At 59.1% G+C, this 13,625-nt stretch carries 13 protein-coding genes and 3 pseudogenes; 8 read left to right on the forward strand and 8 right to left on the reverse strand.

Annotated elements, in window-relative coordinates; genetic code table 11:
• Positions 1-26: 26 nt before the first annotated feature.
• The 3 genes from HB777_35860 to HB777_35870 all read left to right on the forward strand — a co-directional run bounded on the left by HB777_35860 (position 27) and on the right by HB777_35870 (position 2,837).
• Positions 27-1,241, forward strand: coding sequence for an IS701 family transposase (locus HB777_35860; protein QND69151.1), 1,215 nt, complete (start codon positions 27-29; stop codon positions 1,239-1,241).
• Positions 1,242-1,392: 151 nt separating this feature from the next.
• Positions 1,393-2,316, forward strand: coding sequence for an FAD-binding oxidoreductase (locus HB777_35865; protein QND69152.1), 924 nt, complete (start codon positions 1,393-1,395; stop codon positions 2,314-2,316).
• On the forward strand, positions 2,292-2,837 hold the full coding sequence (locus HB777_35870) for a hypothetical protein (protein QND69153.1): 546 nt from the start codon (positions 2,292-2,294) through the stop codon (positions 2,835-2,837). The genes HB777_35865 and HB777_35870 overlap by 25 nt, the downstream gene beginning before the upstream one ends.
• A gap of 161 nt (positions 2,838-2,998) precedes the next feature.
• Here the strand turns inward: HB777_35870 and HB777_35875 are convergent.
• The 4 genes and pseudogenes from HB777_35875 to HB777_35890 all read right to left on the reverse strand — a co-directional run bounded on the left by HB777_35875 (position 2,999) and on the right by HB777_35890 (position 4,535).
• Positions 2,999-3,461, reverse strand: a pseudogene (locus HB777_35875) (IS6 family transposase).
• An 84-nt stretch (positions 3,462-3,545) separates the two neighbouring features.
• Entirely contained in the window at positions 3,546-3,857 is a 312-nt protein-coding gene (locus tag HB777_35880; protein ID QND69154.1) for a type II toxin-antitoxin system RelE/ParE family toxin, read from the reverse strand.
• Positions 3,854-4,126 carry a type II toxin-antitoxin system ParD family antitoxin gene (locus tag HB777_35885; GenBank protein QND69155.1) on the reverse strand — a complete coding sequence of 91 codons (273 nt, stop codon included), beginning with the start codon at positions 4,124-4,126 and terminating at the stop codon, positions 3,854-3,856. Before HB777_35885 ends, HB777_35880 begins: the two co-directional genes overlap by 4 nt.
• A gap of 73 nt (positions 4,127-4,199) precedes the next feature.
• Positions 4,200-4,535 (reverse strand): stability/partitioning determinant, encoded by a 336-nt coding sequence (locus HB777_35890; GenBank protein QND69313.1) that lies wholly within the window; start codon positions 4,533-4,535, stop codon positions 4,200-4,202.
• 63 nt (positions 4,536-4,598) lie between these two features.
• On the opposite strand from HB777_35890, the gene HB777_35895 reads away from it, so the two are divergent.
• Positions 4,599-5,582: an IS5 family transposase gene (locus HB777_35895; protein QND69156.1), complete on the forward strand. Its 984-nt coding sequence runs from the start codon at positions 4,599-4,601 to the stop codon at positions 5,580-5,582.
• Positions 5,583-5,607: 25 nt separating this feature from the next.
• On the opposite strand, the pseudogene HB777_35900 reads toward HB777_35895, so the two are convergent.
• Positions 5,608-5,970, reverse strand: a pseudogene (locus HB777_35900) (IS5/IS1182 family transposase).
• A gap of 380 nt (positions 5,971-6,350) precedes the next feature.
• Between HB777_35900 and HB777_35905 the strand changes: the two are divergent.
• Positions 6,351-7,046, forward strand: coding sequence for a protein rhiA (locus tag HB777_35905; protein QND69157.1), 696 nt, complete (start codon positions 6,351-6,353; stop codon positions 7,044-7,046).
• 480 nt (positions 7,047-7,526) lie between these two features.
• On the opposite strand, the pseudogene HB777_35910 reads toward HB777_35905, so the two are convergent.
• Positions 7,527-8,869 (reverse strand): annotated as a pseudogene (locus HB777_35910) (IS1380 family transposase).
• 207 nt (positions 8,870-9,076) lie between these two features.
• Entirely contained in the window at positions 9,077-10,405 is a 1,329-nt protein-coding gene (gene ltrA / locus HB777_35915; GenBank protein ID QND69158.1) for a group II intron reverse transcriptase/maturase, read from the reverse strand.
• A 523-nt stretch (positions 10,406-10,928) separates the two neighbouring features.
• Here ltrA and HB777_35920 point away from each other — a divergent pair.
• From HB777_35920 to HB777_35930, 3 genes are all read left to right on the forward strand, one after another.
• A complete protein-coding gene (locus HB777_35920; GenBank protein QND69159.1) occupies positions 10,929-11,348 on the forward strand; it encodes a tail fiber protein in 420 nt (139 codons plus the stop codon).
• An 82-nt stretch (positions 11,349-11,430) separates the two neighbouring features.
• Positions 11,431-11,874 (forward strand): protein rhiC, encoded by a 444-nt coding sequence (locus HB777_35925; GenBank protein ID QND69160.1) that lies wholly within the window; start codon positions 11,431-11,433, stop codon positions 11,872-11,874.
• Between the two features lie 165 nt (positions 11,875-12,039).
• A complete protein-coding gene (locus HB777_35930; GenBank protein ID QND69161.1) occupies positions 12,040-13,023 on the forward strand; it encodes an IS5 family transposase in 984 nt (327 codons plus the stop codon).
• A gap of 4 nt (positions 13,024-13,027) precedes the next feature.
• On the opposite strand, the gene HB777_35935 is transcribed toward HB777_35930, so the two are convergent.
• Positions 13,028-13,609: a chromate resistance protein ChrB gene (locus HB777_35935; protein QND69162.1), complete on the reverse strand. Its 582-nt coding sequence runs from the start codon at positions 13,607-13,609 to the stop codon at positions 13,028-13,030.
• Between the last annotated feature and the right edge of the window lie 16 nt (positions 13,610-13,625).

Below are 13,625 nucleotides of genomic sequence, written 5' to 3' on the forward strand. Positions count from 1 at the left end.
TCTACGGTCTGAATCTATGGGTCTCCATGATTCGGAGGTCATGGATGACAGGTGCATCAATCGAGACGACGCTTGAGCTTTGGGCATCATCGCTGCGTGACGTGAAGGCTCGCATGCGCGGACTGTTTACGCAGGAGCGAGTTGCAGCCTCTGCGAACCTCTTCCTGGACGGCCTGCTGGGTGACGAGCGGCGTAAGACAGGTTGGATGCGCGCTGAGGCGGCCGGTGACCCCGGCCCGTGGCGGCAACAAGCCGTTCTGGGTCGCGGGCGTTGGGACGCGGACGCACTTCGCGACATCGTGCGAGAGTATGTTGTAGAAAACCTCGCCACGGATGATGCGGTCCTGGTCATCGACGAGACGGGCTTCCTCAAGCAGGGCAAGACGTCGTGCGGTGTTGCGCGTCAATATACAGGTTCGGCAGGCAAGATAACGAACTGCCAGATCGGTGTGTTCGCCGCCTATGTGTCCGCTCGCGGTCATGCCTTTATCGACCGGGCCTTGTACTTGCCCAAAAGCTGGACCGGAGATCGGGCAAGGCTTGCAGCAACCCATGTTCCTGAGGCTATAGCCTTCGCTACCAAGCCAGGCTTGGCTGTCGATATGATACGGCGTGCGCTGGCAGCCGATGTGCCGTTTTCATGGGTGGCCGCAGATGCGGTGTATGGCGTCGGGGACGTCGAAGGAACCCTGCGCCGAGCCTGCAAAGGCTACGTTCTTGGGGTCAAATCGGACCACCATTTCGGCTCCTGGTCGGGTAAGCCTCCGGTCGCCGGCACAGCTCAGGAGATCGCCCGTGATCTTGATCCAACTGCATGGCAGCGTCTTTCCGCCGGTGAGGGCACCAAAGGCGCGCGGCTTCATGACTGGGCCTACTGCGAACTCGCCGATCTCGATGCCGACGAATATAACGAGACGAAATCGGGGCTTTGGACCCGTGGCCTCCTAATCCGGCGCAATATCAGCGACGGTGATCTCGCATTCTTCACCACATGGTGCCCGGCCGGGACGGGCATCCAGACGCTCGTTTCCGTTGAAGGCCATCGCTGGGCGATCGAAGACAGCTTCGAGACCGCCAAGAACGAGCTCGGACTCGATCACAACGAAACCCGGTCATGGCATGGCTGGCATCGCCACGTCTCCCTCGTCATGCTGGCCTTCGCCATGATGGCGGTGATCCGATACCGCGCCAATGACGTGACGCCCCAAAAAAGACCGCGGATGCCGACCATCAGGATTTGATCCGCTGGTCTATCCAGGAAGTCCGGCGCATCGCCATCAGACTCGCCCAGCGTCGCATAAAACCCGCCTACGTCATCGCATGGTCATGCTGGAGGCGCGCCCATCAGGCGGCCGCTCGACGAGCTCATCTGAAATCTAAACCGCAACTGTAATGCTAGTTCTTGAACTGCACGCCCGAGGAATTCACTTTGAAGAAGTGCGCAATACCAGGCTCCCGGCCTACGCGCAGATGCATAACCACGATGCGGCGGTTCCCTATATTGTCATTAGCCCATTTAGCGAATGGGGGCTTTCCGAGACCCTGCGATTGCTGCGGCAATATCGGATCTATAACAATATTGCGGTCTCTGTTCGTGCAGGCGGTCACGGCTACTTCAACGGCGCATCGTGCGAAGGTGTAATGATCAATCTCTCCAACATGACCTCGGCGTGCATCAAGGATGACGTCCTAATACTCGATCCTGGCGGAATACTCGGGCAGACGATCCACTATCTAAACAAAGCCGAGAAAGTTGTTCCTCATGGTGATTGTTATGAGGTGGCAGCCGGTGGACACTTTACAACTGCTGGTTGGGACGTCATTCTTTCACGAAAATACGGTCTAGGCTGCCAAACTCTACTTGGTGGCCGCGTTGTACTTTGGGATGGAACGGTTTTGGAGGTAAACGAATCGTCATACCCTGATCTGATGTGGGCCATGCGCGGCGGAGCCGCAGCTGAAGTGGGCGTTGTGTCTCGCTTGGACCTTCAATTGGTCGATGCGCCAAAATACGCCACTTGGCGAGAATCAGTTCTTGACCTAAGGCAGTTGCGTGTCTGCATCGAAAACAACATCGTTGCAAAAGCGGTTGGCCTCCCGCGTGAGTTGTCAATTTACTTCAAGGTCGTATTCGTTCAGAAGAAAGAAGAGCCGGTTTGTCATGTCTCTCTATTCAGTCTACTGCCAGTTTCAGAAAATATATCTATATTGCGGGAGCATTTAGGGAATGGCATTATGGACGCCTTCTCTGACGTTGAGGGTGGGGCACCGGATCAATTGTTGACATCCGAATGCTGCCGGCCTCCGCCTTTCTAAAAAAGAATCCCGAAATGCTGTCGGAACTCCGCGCGACGACTTTCAAGATCGACCCCCTTCGCTTTTGGGAAAAATCTATGGTGGGTTGGGAAATGGGAGGGTCTCACTTCACAACGGTTGCGGACTGGCTGGTTCCAAACTGTGATCCCGTGCTTCTCGACATATGCGAGTGCTTCGAGAGCGTGAAGGACGAGGAATTCCGCCTGCGGATGTACGCGCTTGTCACCGTTGGTGGCGGGAGAATCACCGAACTTCAACACAAGTGCTCGATGCCGCTCGGTGACATCCTCACACGCTTTGAACTTCACTGGAGCGACAACGACGATGTTGATGTCGACCGGTATCACGCATTCACAGCGTCGGTCTATTCCGTCATGAGGAAATACTGGGATCACCGTCCTGGGCGACCCTATCGTGGGGATATCTGGGAAAAGTCTCAAGCATTTGACCCAAGGCTTGAAGAGATTAGACGAAAATACGATACTCGCGAGACTTCTTCACAAATCGGTCGGCGCCTTTGAAGTCAATCGGGCTGCTTTCGGCGCGGGCCGACGACGCCGAGAATGTCGAAGCAAAAATCAAGGCGTTGTCAACTTAGCCCGGAAAATCCACGGGGGTTGGCCGATGGGCTCTGTCGCAATTCCGGGATGTGGACGGGAAGAGCGTCGCCTGGGAGCATTGATCAGGCGGTGAGCATTTCGAATTGCTCGGCAATTGACGGACTCGGATTGTAGGCGAACCTCGCCTGTCGCTTTCGCATCATGTGGACCAGCTCGATGCCGGAGAGGGTGATCTGGGCATTCTCCATAGACTTGAAGCCGAGCATGGATCGAACGCGGCGCTTGATGCGCCGGTGATCCTGTTCGATCCGTGAGGTATTGGCTCTTGCGGATATGGATCGGTGGTTTGTGTGATCGCTCCCGCAGACGGCTTTCAGTATCGCAGGAAATGATTGCCTCACGATTGGTCTGACTGCCGTCGACGACGATGCGGTTCGGGCGTCCATGGTGTGCAAGCGCCTTGCGCAGGAAGCGTTTGGCCGCCGGAAGATCACGGTGTTCGCTGAAGAAGAATTCGACCGTGTCGCCGACGCTGTCGATGGCGCGGTAAAGGTACATCCAACGGCCGCGAACCTTGATATAGGTCGCGACAGCCCCGGCTGGCCCGCTCTCTCACATAGGGCCCGTAGGGGCGGTCGGGGCTGGATGCAGAGCGCGAACGCCTGGCCCCTATTCCTCATTGTCCCGCAAGGCGGCTTCGTAGTCCTGGCCGCCATAATAGACGCCGATAATATTCACGGTGTCGTCCGCTACCTCAAACAGAATCGTCACGCGTCGGCGAAAACCAAGCGTTCGCAGGCCCGGCCGAAGATCGTCGCGCCGCGTACCTCGGTGCGGAAATGTTTGCAGATTTTCGCAATAGTCCACGATGTTATCGACATATCGCGCCGCCACGTTGGGCGACCCCACCCCGGCGATATGGGTTTCCAGCTCGTCAAGCTGTTGCTGGGCTTCCGGGGTGAAATGGACCGTATGGGTCACGCAGCGGGCCGCTTGCGCTTGTCGGCCAGGTGCTGCCGCACCTGGTCCACACTGAGCGCGCGGCCAGGATCGGCTTTCAGGTTGTCGTAGGCGGCAACGCCTTCCGTGCGCAGCCAACTCTCAAGGGCCTTGTCACGCGCCTGCAAGGCACGCAGCCCGTCGCGGATAACCTCGCTCTCGCTGGCATACTCGCCCGATGAAACCTTGGTCTTGACCATCTGCGCCATTTCGTTCGGCAACGTGACGCTGAATTGTTGCGTGCTGCGCATTGGGAACCTCCATTCATCAATCGCGCTCAATAGGATTGAACACTATCACATATAGAGCCGATCGGAAACCGCACTACCCCTCGCTGTCGATAAGCGCACTCATCGCCCGCTCGATCGTCTCCGCAAGCGTGATCTCGTGGCGGTCGGCATAGGCATAGATCGCTTCGAGCGTATCGGCGCGTAACCGGGTCGCAAACTGCTCCGTGCGGCCTGTCTTGCGCCGCGTGCGGCGTGGCGGCCGTCCAGGGGATGACGGAAACAGCTCGGGGGCTTTCGGGGTTTCACGGAATCCCGCCGCGCGTGTCGCCGCCTTCACCGCGTTCGGATCGACTGGCGGGGCTGGTGGCGTTTCTAGTTCATCGCCAAAGTCGAGCGTGGCGCGTTTCTTCTCGTCGCAGCGTTGGTGCATGGATCCTTTGTCAACGGTTTGGCGATAGGCAGGCAGGATCGAAATCAGCTTGATGCGAGTGCCATGCCGTACAAACACAACGCAGATCGTCGTCATCACGTCGGAAAGATGAAATTCAGGGTGACGAATTGGCGTGACTACGAAGCAGGTCTGCGCCGGCGTGGTAGCCTGACCTTATGGGTAACGCCGGAGGCACTGGCGGGATGGCGCGCTCCGCGACGCAAGACCCGCGGCGGCCAAGCCCGGTATTCCGATCTCGCCATTGAGACAGCGCTGACGCTGGGTTGCGTCTTGGCAATGCGGCTGCGCCAGACCGAGGGATTGCTCCACTCGCTGCTGGATCTCATGGGGCTGAAAGTCCCAGTTCCAGATCATACGACGCTGAGCCGTCGGGCACAGAAGTGGGAGCCATCAGCCCGACGAAACCCGCCGCAGCCGGACGGCCCGCTGCATGGGCTTGTCGATAGCACGGGATTGAAAGTCTACGGCGCCGGGCAATGGCTGGAGCAGAAACATGGCGCCAGATCACGTCGCAACTGGCGCAAGCTGCATCTGGCAGTGGATGCCAAAAGTGGCGCGATCATTGCCCAAAGGCTGACAGATCAGGACACGGATGATCCTTCCCAGGTGGCACCGCTGCTCGATCAGATCGACGGCGAGATCGACCAGTTCACAGCCGACGGAGCCTATGACGGCAAGCCAACCTATCGGTCTATCCTGCAGCACAGCGCAACCGCGAACATCGTCATTCCACCGCGTTCCACGGCGGTGGAAAGCGGTGATGCCGGACCGCCTGGTCAAAGGGACAAGCACATTGCCGCAATCGCAAGCGACGGTCGGCTGAAATGGCAGGCAGCCTCCGGCTACGGCAAGCGGGCGCTGAGCGAAACAGCCATCGGACGATACAAGGGGCTGATCGGACGGCGCCTGCGAGCACGCTCTCTTCCGGCTCAACAGACCGAGGTTGCCATCGGTTGCATCGTTCTCAACCGCATGCTGGCATGGGCACGCCCGGAGTCTATCCGGCGTCAAGTCACGCAGGCATAACCAACTACATTAATGATCGAAATGCGTTCGATTTCATATCCGCGCACCAACGCCGTGCCCGACGGCTCAGCGTCGTATGATCTGGAACTGGGACTTTCAGCCCCATGAGATCCAGCAGCGAGTGAAGCAATCCCTCGGTCTGGCGCAGCCGCATTGCGAAGACGCAACCCAGCGTCAGCGCTGTCTCAATGGCGAGATCGGAATACCGGGCTTGGCCGCCGCGGGTCTTGCGTCGCGGAGCGCGCCATCCCGCAAGTGCCTCCGGCGTTACCCATAAGGTCAGGCTACCACGCCGGCGCAGACCTGCTTCGTAGTCACGCCAATTCGTCACCCTGAATTTCATCTTTCCGACGTGATGACGACGATCTGCGTGGTGTTTGTACGGCATGGCACTCAAATCAAGCTGATTTCGATCCTGCCTGCCTATCGCCAAACCGTTGACAAAGGATCCATGCACCAACGCTCCGGTATGGCGAACGACAATCACGAACAGACGCAACAGCTCTCGCCGCATAACCGCCCCACATTCCTCATGCTCCCCTTCATGGGGGCGTATGAATATATTGTATAAAGGTTTATATGATTTGATAGTTTTATTTTTACTTATGACTTCCTGCGTAAAAACCATAACATCGAAATTTAACGCGTAATGCGAAGGTTTTTACGCTGATTTTACTATCAGACAATTGAGCCGTCTGGCTACCCTGCGGTGGCAATCGGACCTTGCCAATGTCGGTCCGATCATCAACCTTCAGGAAAGGGATGCCAATGTCTATTCACATCAGTTATGCCGACAAAGAGATGCCGCATGACCTGCGTGCGTCTCAGCAGGCAAAGGCTGCGCTCGCTCAGGGAACGCAATATTCGCTGTTGCTTAAAAATCAATCCGCCCAGCCATGGACCTTTTATGTTTATCAAAAGATGCCGCAACAGGTGGCGGATGTCTTCTCTCTGGCATGGTTTTGCTCGCCATATCAGATCCGCGTCGGCGACCAGATCAGGTTCACCTGGGAAATCGACTACAATTTCGTTTGGAGCGACACCGGCCAATTGATCCCAGGTGTCGATTTTCTGGCTTCCGGCGCGAAGAATTGCAGTCCGGCCGGGAAGAATACGACGGAGTTTTCCTTAACGCCGGGACCTGGTCTTAGCGACCCGATCCAAGGGCCACCCAGCGGTTCTCTGGTCATCAACGATGGCGCCGATGTCCCGAACAACAGATTTTCAGTTGGCATCGGCATGTCCGGTACCGGTACCTATTGTGTACAAGCAGGGACCAATCTGAAGCACACATTCACACCCACGCCGAGCTATTGGGTAGCGGCGGGATCAAACTTGAGGATCGGCACGGTGCTCAACATCAACACAGTCACACAGACGGAAGAGGCGAAATTCCCGGCTGCAGTCTACAATCTCAACTGCGTGCTTCAGGGCGACAATACCTGGGATATTTCCCCGGCCTAGTCCGCCCGAAAATCCAGTTCCTGGCTTCGCGCAGAACTGTGCGGAGCCAGTGAGACGTGATCCGTAGTATTCGGGCGGTTGCACTTCCGAGGCAAACGGCGCCGCCACGCATCAAACCGTCGCTGTTCCATTCAAAGAATAGCGAAATGAGGGATGCCATCGTGTCTGCAGGAATTCCCATCGGTACCGTCTGCCCTTTCGCTGGGCAGGTACATCCCGTTACCGGCTCCAGGAATACGATCTGGGCCAACGCAGCTTGCTCAAACTCGGAATCGAAGGCAGGGACAAAAGCCGATGCCCCACTTAGCCGCCTTGATGCACGGCGATGAGGTTTTGGCGGCCTGAAGCGGCGATCTGGCCGCCGTTGCGGTGTTTTTTGACAAGCCTCGTCAGGCGCCGGCGGTGATCCGTCGTGATGGGAAGGCGGGGTTTGCAGGTTGCGGTCGGCGGGTTCGTTTCGGGGCGTCTGCGCCCCTGCGGTTATGTCGCGAGCCGCGGGATGCGGTCGAGGACGATGCGCAGAATACGCTGGTCGGGGCAGGATGTCGGCAGGTGCAGGCGGATTTGCGTTTTGATCTCGACCACCCGCGCGGCGATTTTGATGAGGCGCAATCGCAGCGTGTCGAATTGGGCGACGGCAAAGCTCGAGCGTTTCGGCATCGCAGCGCGCAGGCCCCACATCAGCCAATAGGCGCCGGCATGCAGGAAGAGCCGGAACTGGTTGGCCGTCGCTCTTGTGCAGGATGTGCGGTCGGCGGCAAGATGCGTCTTCCCAGGACTTGATGTGGTTCTCGGCCGCGCCGCGCCGGCAGTAGAGGTCCTCGTAGAGCGCCTTGGCCTTGCCACTGGCCAGATTGGTGACGATGAAGCGGGTGTCGGCTCCTTTGGCGCCGACCTCGACCCGCGCGATGATGCGCTCCACGCGGCTCCAACTGGCGGCGCCGTCAAAGAACTCCTTGAAGCGGCGGACCTTGTTCGATTTCGCCGACGCCTCAAAACGCGCCAGCGTGGTGGCTTCCAGATGCGCGACATGCTTGTGCAGGGTCGTGGTGGGCGCCAAGCCGAGGACGAAGTCGACACCGTTGGCGCGGCACCAGCCAATGACCAGTGGACTGCAATAATGGCTGTCGGCCCGGATCAGGATCCGTGTGTTCGGCCAATTGCTCCGGATCGCCCGCACCAAGGCGGCGCAGGTGGGGGCGGATCTCAGCCCCGCTCGGCCGCCTGGCCGGCCGCAGGATCGCGCTGACGAACCGGCCATCGCCATCGAACACCACGATCGGCTGGAAGCCGTATTCGTCGTAATGCGCGTTGAACAGGCGCAATTGCTGACCGCCATGCACGGCATCAAAAGTATCGTCGATATCGAGCACGATCCGCTTCGGCACCTGCCGGAAGGAAGCGCAATAGAGGTCGATCATCGCTCGCCCCATGGCGACCAGCTCCCGCACGCCGGGCAGATTCTCCAGCCGGCACAGCGTCGATTGCGAGGCCAGATCCCGACCCGACGGCAGCGCATCCTGGGCCATCTTGAAGACCGGATCGGAGCGCAGCCGGTTGGCGTCGTTGCCATCCTCGTAGCCGGCGGCGATCATCTTCATGCGAAAGCCGATCATGTCCGCCAGGCTGTGGACCACCTGGTCCGGGCAGCGCGGATCGTCGATGCAGCGCGCCAGACGCTCGGCCACCCGCAGCCGCTTTTCCACCTCGGCCAGAGCCAGAACACCGCTGTTCGACGACAGCATGCCGCCGTCAAAACGGGCGATGACGGATTTGCCGCCCACTGATGACAAACCGCTCAGCGGCAGCGTAAGATCGTTCATGGCGGGTGTGGTCTCCGGGAAATGATTCGGATCGGCCTTAGCAACCAAATCCTACGTCATTTCAACGGTTTGCTCCACATCCGCCAACCTGCCAGTAGAGTCGAGGAAGGGCGCGGTGGCTTGGGCCGTGTTGGCATCGCTCCGTTTCCCTTCCCCGCTCATCAAACCGGACGTGCGGATTTCCCGCATCCGGCTTTCCGACTGGTTTCATCGTGAGGCACACGGCGGCGGTCCAATGTGCACGCGTCGAAGACGCAGGACACCAAGTTTTCCGAAGACAATGTCGTCGGAGAAACGCTGTGTGCCGCGTCCCTGCACCTTGTGCCGTTTGCGCAGGAAGGTGCGAACACGGTCATAGACGTGGTTGTCGACCGCTCGATAGGCCGGCAAGCGTGTTCCATAGCCAAAGTAGCCTGACCAGCCGCGCAGAAGCCTGTTCAGCCGGGTGCAGACCACGGGCCACGGCTCTTTGTTACCGTTTACCAAGTGATCGCCAATCTTCGTTTTGATCCGTTGCACGCTCTTCTTGGATGGGCTCGCACCCAGGTACCAATGGCCGTCTTTCCGGTAGCGGTGAGGTCCGAACGTATAGCCAAGGAAGTCGAAAGGCTCCGTGCGGGCATCCTTCACCGAGGTCTTGGCCTCGTTGAGTGTCAGCCCGAGTTTCGTCATCACCGTCCGCGTCCACGCCAGCGCCTCGACCGCGTGCCCGCGGCTGAGGATGACGAAGTCATCGGCATAGGAGATGACATGCGCACGGAACGCCTCGCCGCGTCCGGTGAGCCGCCAATGTTTCAGGAACCGGTTCATGTAGATGACCGAGAGCAGCGGGCTTGCGACCCCACCTTGCGGCGTGCCGCGCGTGCTGCTCTTACCACCGCTCACGTGCCGTTTCCCGTCACCGTCCCGCTCTTCGATCGGCGCTTTCAGCCACAGCTTGATCAGCCGCAGCACGTGCCGGTCGACAATGCGTCGGGCCACCGATTTGAGGAGGTCCGAATGCGGAATCGTGTCGAAGTATTTCGACAAATCGGCGTCTACCACGTCCGTGTGGCCCCGGCAGACAAGCCGGTGCACTTCCTTGATTGCGTCGGTCCCACTGCGTCTGGGCCGATAGCCATAGGCACCATCCTCGAAGTCCGCCTCGAATATCGGTTCCAGCACCAGCTTCGCGGCGGTCTGAACCACCCGGTCCCGAATGGTCGGGATGCCGAGCGGACGTTCGCCGCCCCCCGGCTTCGGGATCATCACCCGTCGCACCGGCTGCGGCCGATAGGTCTTCGAGACAAGTTCCTCGCGCAGGCCCGCCAGCCACCTCTCCGCGCCTTCCGCCTCGATCTTCGCGAAGGTCACATTGTCCACGCCCGGCGAACCCGCATTGGCGCGGGCCAGCGCATAGGCATGGCGCAGCATGTCCTCACGGCAGATCTTGTCGTAGAGCACGTAGAAGCGGAAAGCGGGCTCCGCCTTCGCCTTACGGTACAGCTTCCTCTGAAGGTTCCTGATCTTTTCGGGTGTTTCGAGGCTCATCGCCAATCACCCCCTCCTCACCAACGTCAAAAGCACACCAGAAGTCAGGGCCCTTCCCTCCACCGGCATTACCCGGCTTCAGCGGTATTATGACCCTGTCCGACTCCCACCGGCACCGCCGCCCTGACGGCTGCGTTGAGGCCGCTACCCTCATGCCGAGCGGGTCTCCCCCGTTACCCGTATCACCCTTCCGACGTGCCGTGCCCATTACCCCGGCGGATCGAACGGGTGCACATGTCGATTGCTTCCCCGTTCGCGCGGCCTTCCCCGAAATTCAGGCGGGTCGGCATCCACATCATCACTTTCGAGGCCTGCTCAGGCTTCACTCACGTTACGGCCCATCGGATTGCTCAACCGCCCAAGGCGGCCTTTGTCACGAGGCTTCGACCCGGCCAGTTGCCCGACCGAGCCGCTCGTCAGCTACCAGACCAATCGACTACTATCTGGGTGGAACCTTCCTCCACTGGTGATACGCCCCATCGGGGCGCACTGAATTTTCCGGGTTAGTTACATCGAAAGCCAGGGGTGGATGCTCTGCGACGGACGCTATCTGAACGTCGCTGCTCACCCGGAGCTCTATGCCGTTGTGGGTACGCTTTACGGTGAAAGAGGTTCAGGTGGCGATCTGGAATTTCGAATTCCCGACTACCGCGGGCTATTTCTGCGCGGCTTCGACGCGGGTGCCGGAATGGATTCAGATGCGGATCAGAGACTCGATCCGACAGGAAACCACATCGCAAACGTCGTCGGCTCGCTACAGTGCGATGCCATGCAGGATCATACACACTCCTACGACGTGATCCAGCCGGCGGGCATTTCGCAGCAGGGCAATGCTGCGGGAACATCTATTTCAAGCAAGTCGACAAGCTCGCCGACAGCTCCGGCGCGAATGGCCGTTGAGACGCGCCCCAAGAACATCGCTGTTAACTACATCATCAGGTTCCGCTAGGGCCTGTGCAAGCACGACCTCATTTCAGGCGGCAGAGCGCCTGAAATGTCCATGCAACTGACTTCAAAAGAGGAGAGGACTCATGACTTCGAAAGCAAAAACATTCGGCTGTTTACTGGCTCTCGCCGCTGCCTGTGCTGCTGTTCAGCCAACCGTTGCCCAGGACAACAGTGCCAAAGGAACAACACCTGTCACCACCGGCGTGGTCATTCGTGGTGTAACGATAGGCGGCGTTCCAGGGGCACCAGGAACCTCCACGGGCCGAACCTGCGACTTCAGCAAGGAAGAGGTCGGATCCGACGGACGTATGACTGGAGCCAGCGTCAACTGCCGGCCAGGGGGAAATCTAGCGACCACGTTGCCGGGACTTCCTAGCCGCTTCGATGCCTATTGCATCATCAATGCCCCAATAAAGAGCGCTCGTGTGATCCAAGCACCTATGCCGGACAACACCAATCATTGCGATCTTTCCGGAATCACTCCAAAAGACGCGACCGGCCAATTCAAGGGCGCGGTGTGGCGTTAGAACCGGCGCTCGTGGCGACGTTCAGAGCCGCGCCGCGCCATATAGCTAAAGCAATGAGACGACTGACTTTATTCAGGGCACATCCATGTAGCGTTGGTGCATGGATCTTTTGTCAACGGTTTGGCGATAGGCAGGCAGGATCGAAATCAGCTTGATTTGAGTGCCATGCCGTACAAACACAACGCAGATCGTCGTCATCACGTCGGAAAGATGAAATTCAGGGTGACGAATTGGCGTGACTACGAAGCAGGTCTGCGCCGGCGTGGTAGCCTGACCTTATGGGTAACGCCGGAGGCACTGGCGGGATGGCGCGCTCCGCGACGCAAGACCCGCGGCGGCCAAGCCCGGTATTCCGATCTCGCCATTGAGACAGCGCTGACGCTGGGTTGCGTCTTCGCAATGCGGCTGCGCCAGACCGAGGGATTGCTCCACTCGCTGCTGGATCTCATGGGGCTGAAAGTCCCAGTTCCAGATCATACGACGCTGAGCCGTCGGGCACAGAAGTGGGAGCCATCAGCCCGACGAAACCCGCCGCAGCCGGACGGCCCGCTGCATGGGCTTGTCGATAGCACGGGATTGAAAGTCTACGGCGCCGGGCAATGGCTGGAGCAGAAACATGGCGCCAGATCACGTCGCAACTGGCGCAAGCTGCATCTGGCAGTGGATGCCAAAAGTGGCGCGATCATTGCCCAAAGGCTGACAGATCAGGACACGGATGATCCTTCCCAGGTGGCACCGCTGCTCGATCAGATCGACGGCGAGATCGACCAGTTCACAGCCGACGGAGCCTATGACGGCAAGCCAACCTATCGGTCTATCCTGCAGCACAGCGCAACCGCGAACATCGTCATTCCACCGCGTTCCACGGCGGTGGAAAGCGGTGATGCCGGACCGCCTGGTCAAAGGGACAAGCACATTGCCGCAATCGCAAGCGACGGTCGGCTGAAATGGCAGGCAGCCTCCGGCTACGGCAAGCGGGCGCTGAGCGAAACAGCCATCGGACGATACAAGGGGCTGATCGGACGGCGCCTGCGAGCACGCTCTCTTCCGGCTCAACAGACCGAGGTTGCCATCGGGTGCATCGTTCTCAACCGCATGCTGGCATGGGCACGCCCGGAGTCTATCCGGCGTCAAGTCACGCAGGCATAACCAACTACATTAAAGATCGAAATGCGTTCGATTTCATATCCGCGCACCAACGCCCTTCCTGGGCGGCGAACACGTTGTGGGCGTAGGCGTCCAGAATGCCCTCGCACTTGGTGAGCCAGTCCTGCGCCACCTGGGCGAGGGGCGCGGCGTAAAAATCGTTCTTGCCGATCTTGGCGAACCAGGTCTTGAACTTCGCCGATTCCTGCTCATTTTCCTCAAGCTCCGCGTAGGTGAAGTGCTTCACCCGCGTCTCTTCGGCGATCTCTTTTTCAAACGCCTCGCACTTGCTGATCAGCTCCTTGTATTCCTCGTCGCGGTCGGCGTTGAAACGCCGCACGATCTTGTCCTCTTCCCTGGGATCAAGCCCGGTCGTGGTCATCAGCACCGCTTCGCCGTCCATTTCCGCGATTTCGTTTTCCAGCATCTTCAGGCGGCGCAGATGGTCGTCGGATTTCGGCAGCAGGCACACGCCGCCCTGCATGTAGACCGCCCCCATGCCCTTCAGCTTGCGCCACACCGCAATGCGTTTGCGCGCCGGCTCCGGCGGAACTTTATACGTCAACAAGAGCCATTCGAGTGTTTTCATGGAACACCTTACATGT

This window comes from Mesorhizobium loti (assembly GCA_014189435.1).
Classification (GTDB): Bacteria; Pseudomonadota; Alphaproteobacteria; order Rhizobiales; family Rhizobiaceae; genus Mesorhizobium; species Mesorhizobium loti_G.

Bases quoted from the DNA above. Each gene is read 5' to 3' on its own strand.
- HB777_35935 (QND69162.1), bottom strand. From the start codon at position 13,609: ATGAAAACACTCGAATGGCTCTTGTTGACGTATAAAGTTCCGCCGGAG.
- HB777_35860 (QND69151.1), top strand. From the start codon at position 27: ATGATTCGGAGGTCATGGATGACAGGTGCATCAATCGAGACGACGCTT.
- HB777_35905 (QND69157.1), top strand. From the start codon at position 6,351: ATGTCTATTCACATCAGTTATGCCGACAAAGAGATGCCGCATGACCTG.
- HB777_35890 (QND69313.1), bottom strand. From the start codon at position 4,535: ATGCACCAACGCTGCGACGAGAAGAAACGCGCCACGCTCGACTTTGGC.
- HB777_35925 (QND69160.1), top strand. From the start codon at position 11,431: ATGACTTCGAAAGCAAAAACATTCGGCTGTTTACTGGCTCTCGCCGCT.
- HB777_35930 (QND69161.1), top strand. From the start codon at position 12,040: ATGCCGTACAAACACAACGCAGATCGTCGTCATCACGTCGGAAAGATG.
- HB777_35895 (QND69156.1), top strand. From the start codon at position 4,599: ATGCCGTACAAACACAACGCAGATCGTCGTCATCACGTCGGAAAGATG.
- HB777_35885 (QND69155.1), bottom strand. From the start codon at position 4,126: ATGCGCAGCACGCAACAATTCAGCGTCACGTTGCCGAACGAAATGGCG.
- HB777_35870 (QND69153.1), top strand. From the start codon at position 2,292: ATGCTGCCGGCCTCCGCCTTTCTAAAAAAGAATCCCGAAATGCTGTCG.
- HB777_35920 (QND69159.1), top strand. From the start codon at position 10,929: ATGCTCTGCGACGGACGCTATCTGAACGTCGCTGCTCACCCGGAGCTC.
- HB777_35865 (QND69152.1), top strand. From the start codon at position 1,393: ATGCTAGTTCTTGAACTGCACGCCCGAGGAATTCACTTTGAAGAAGTG.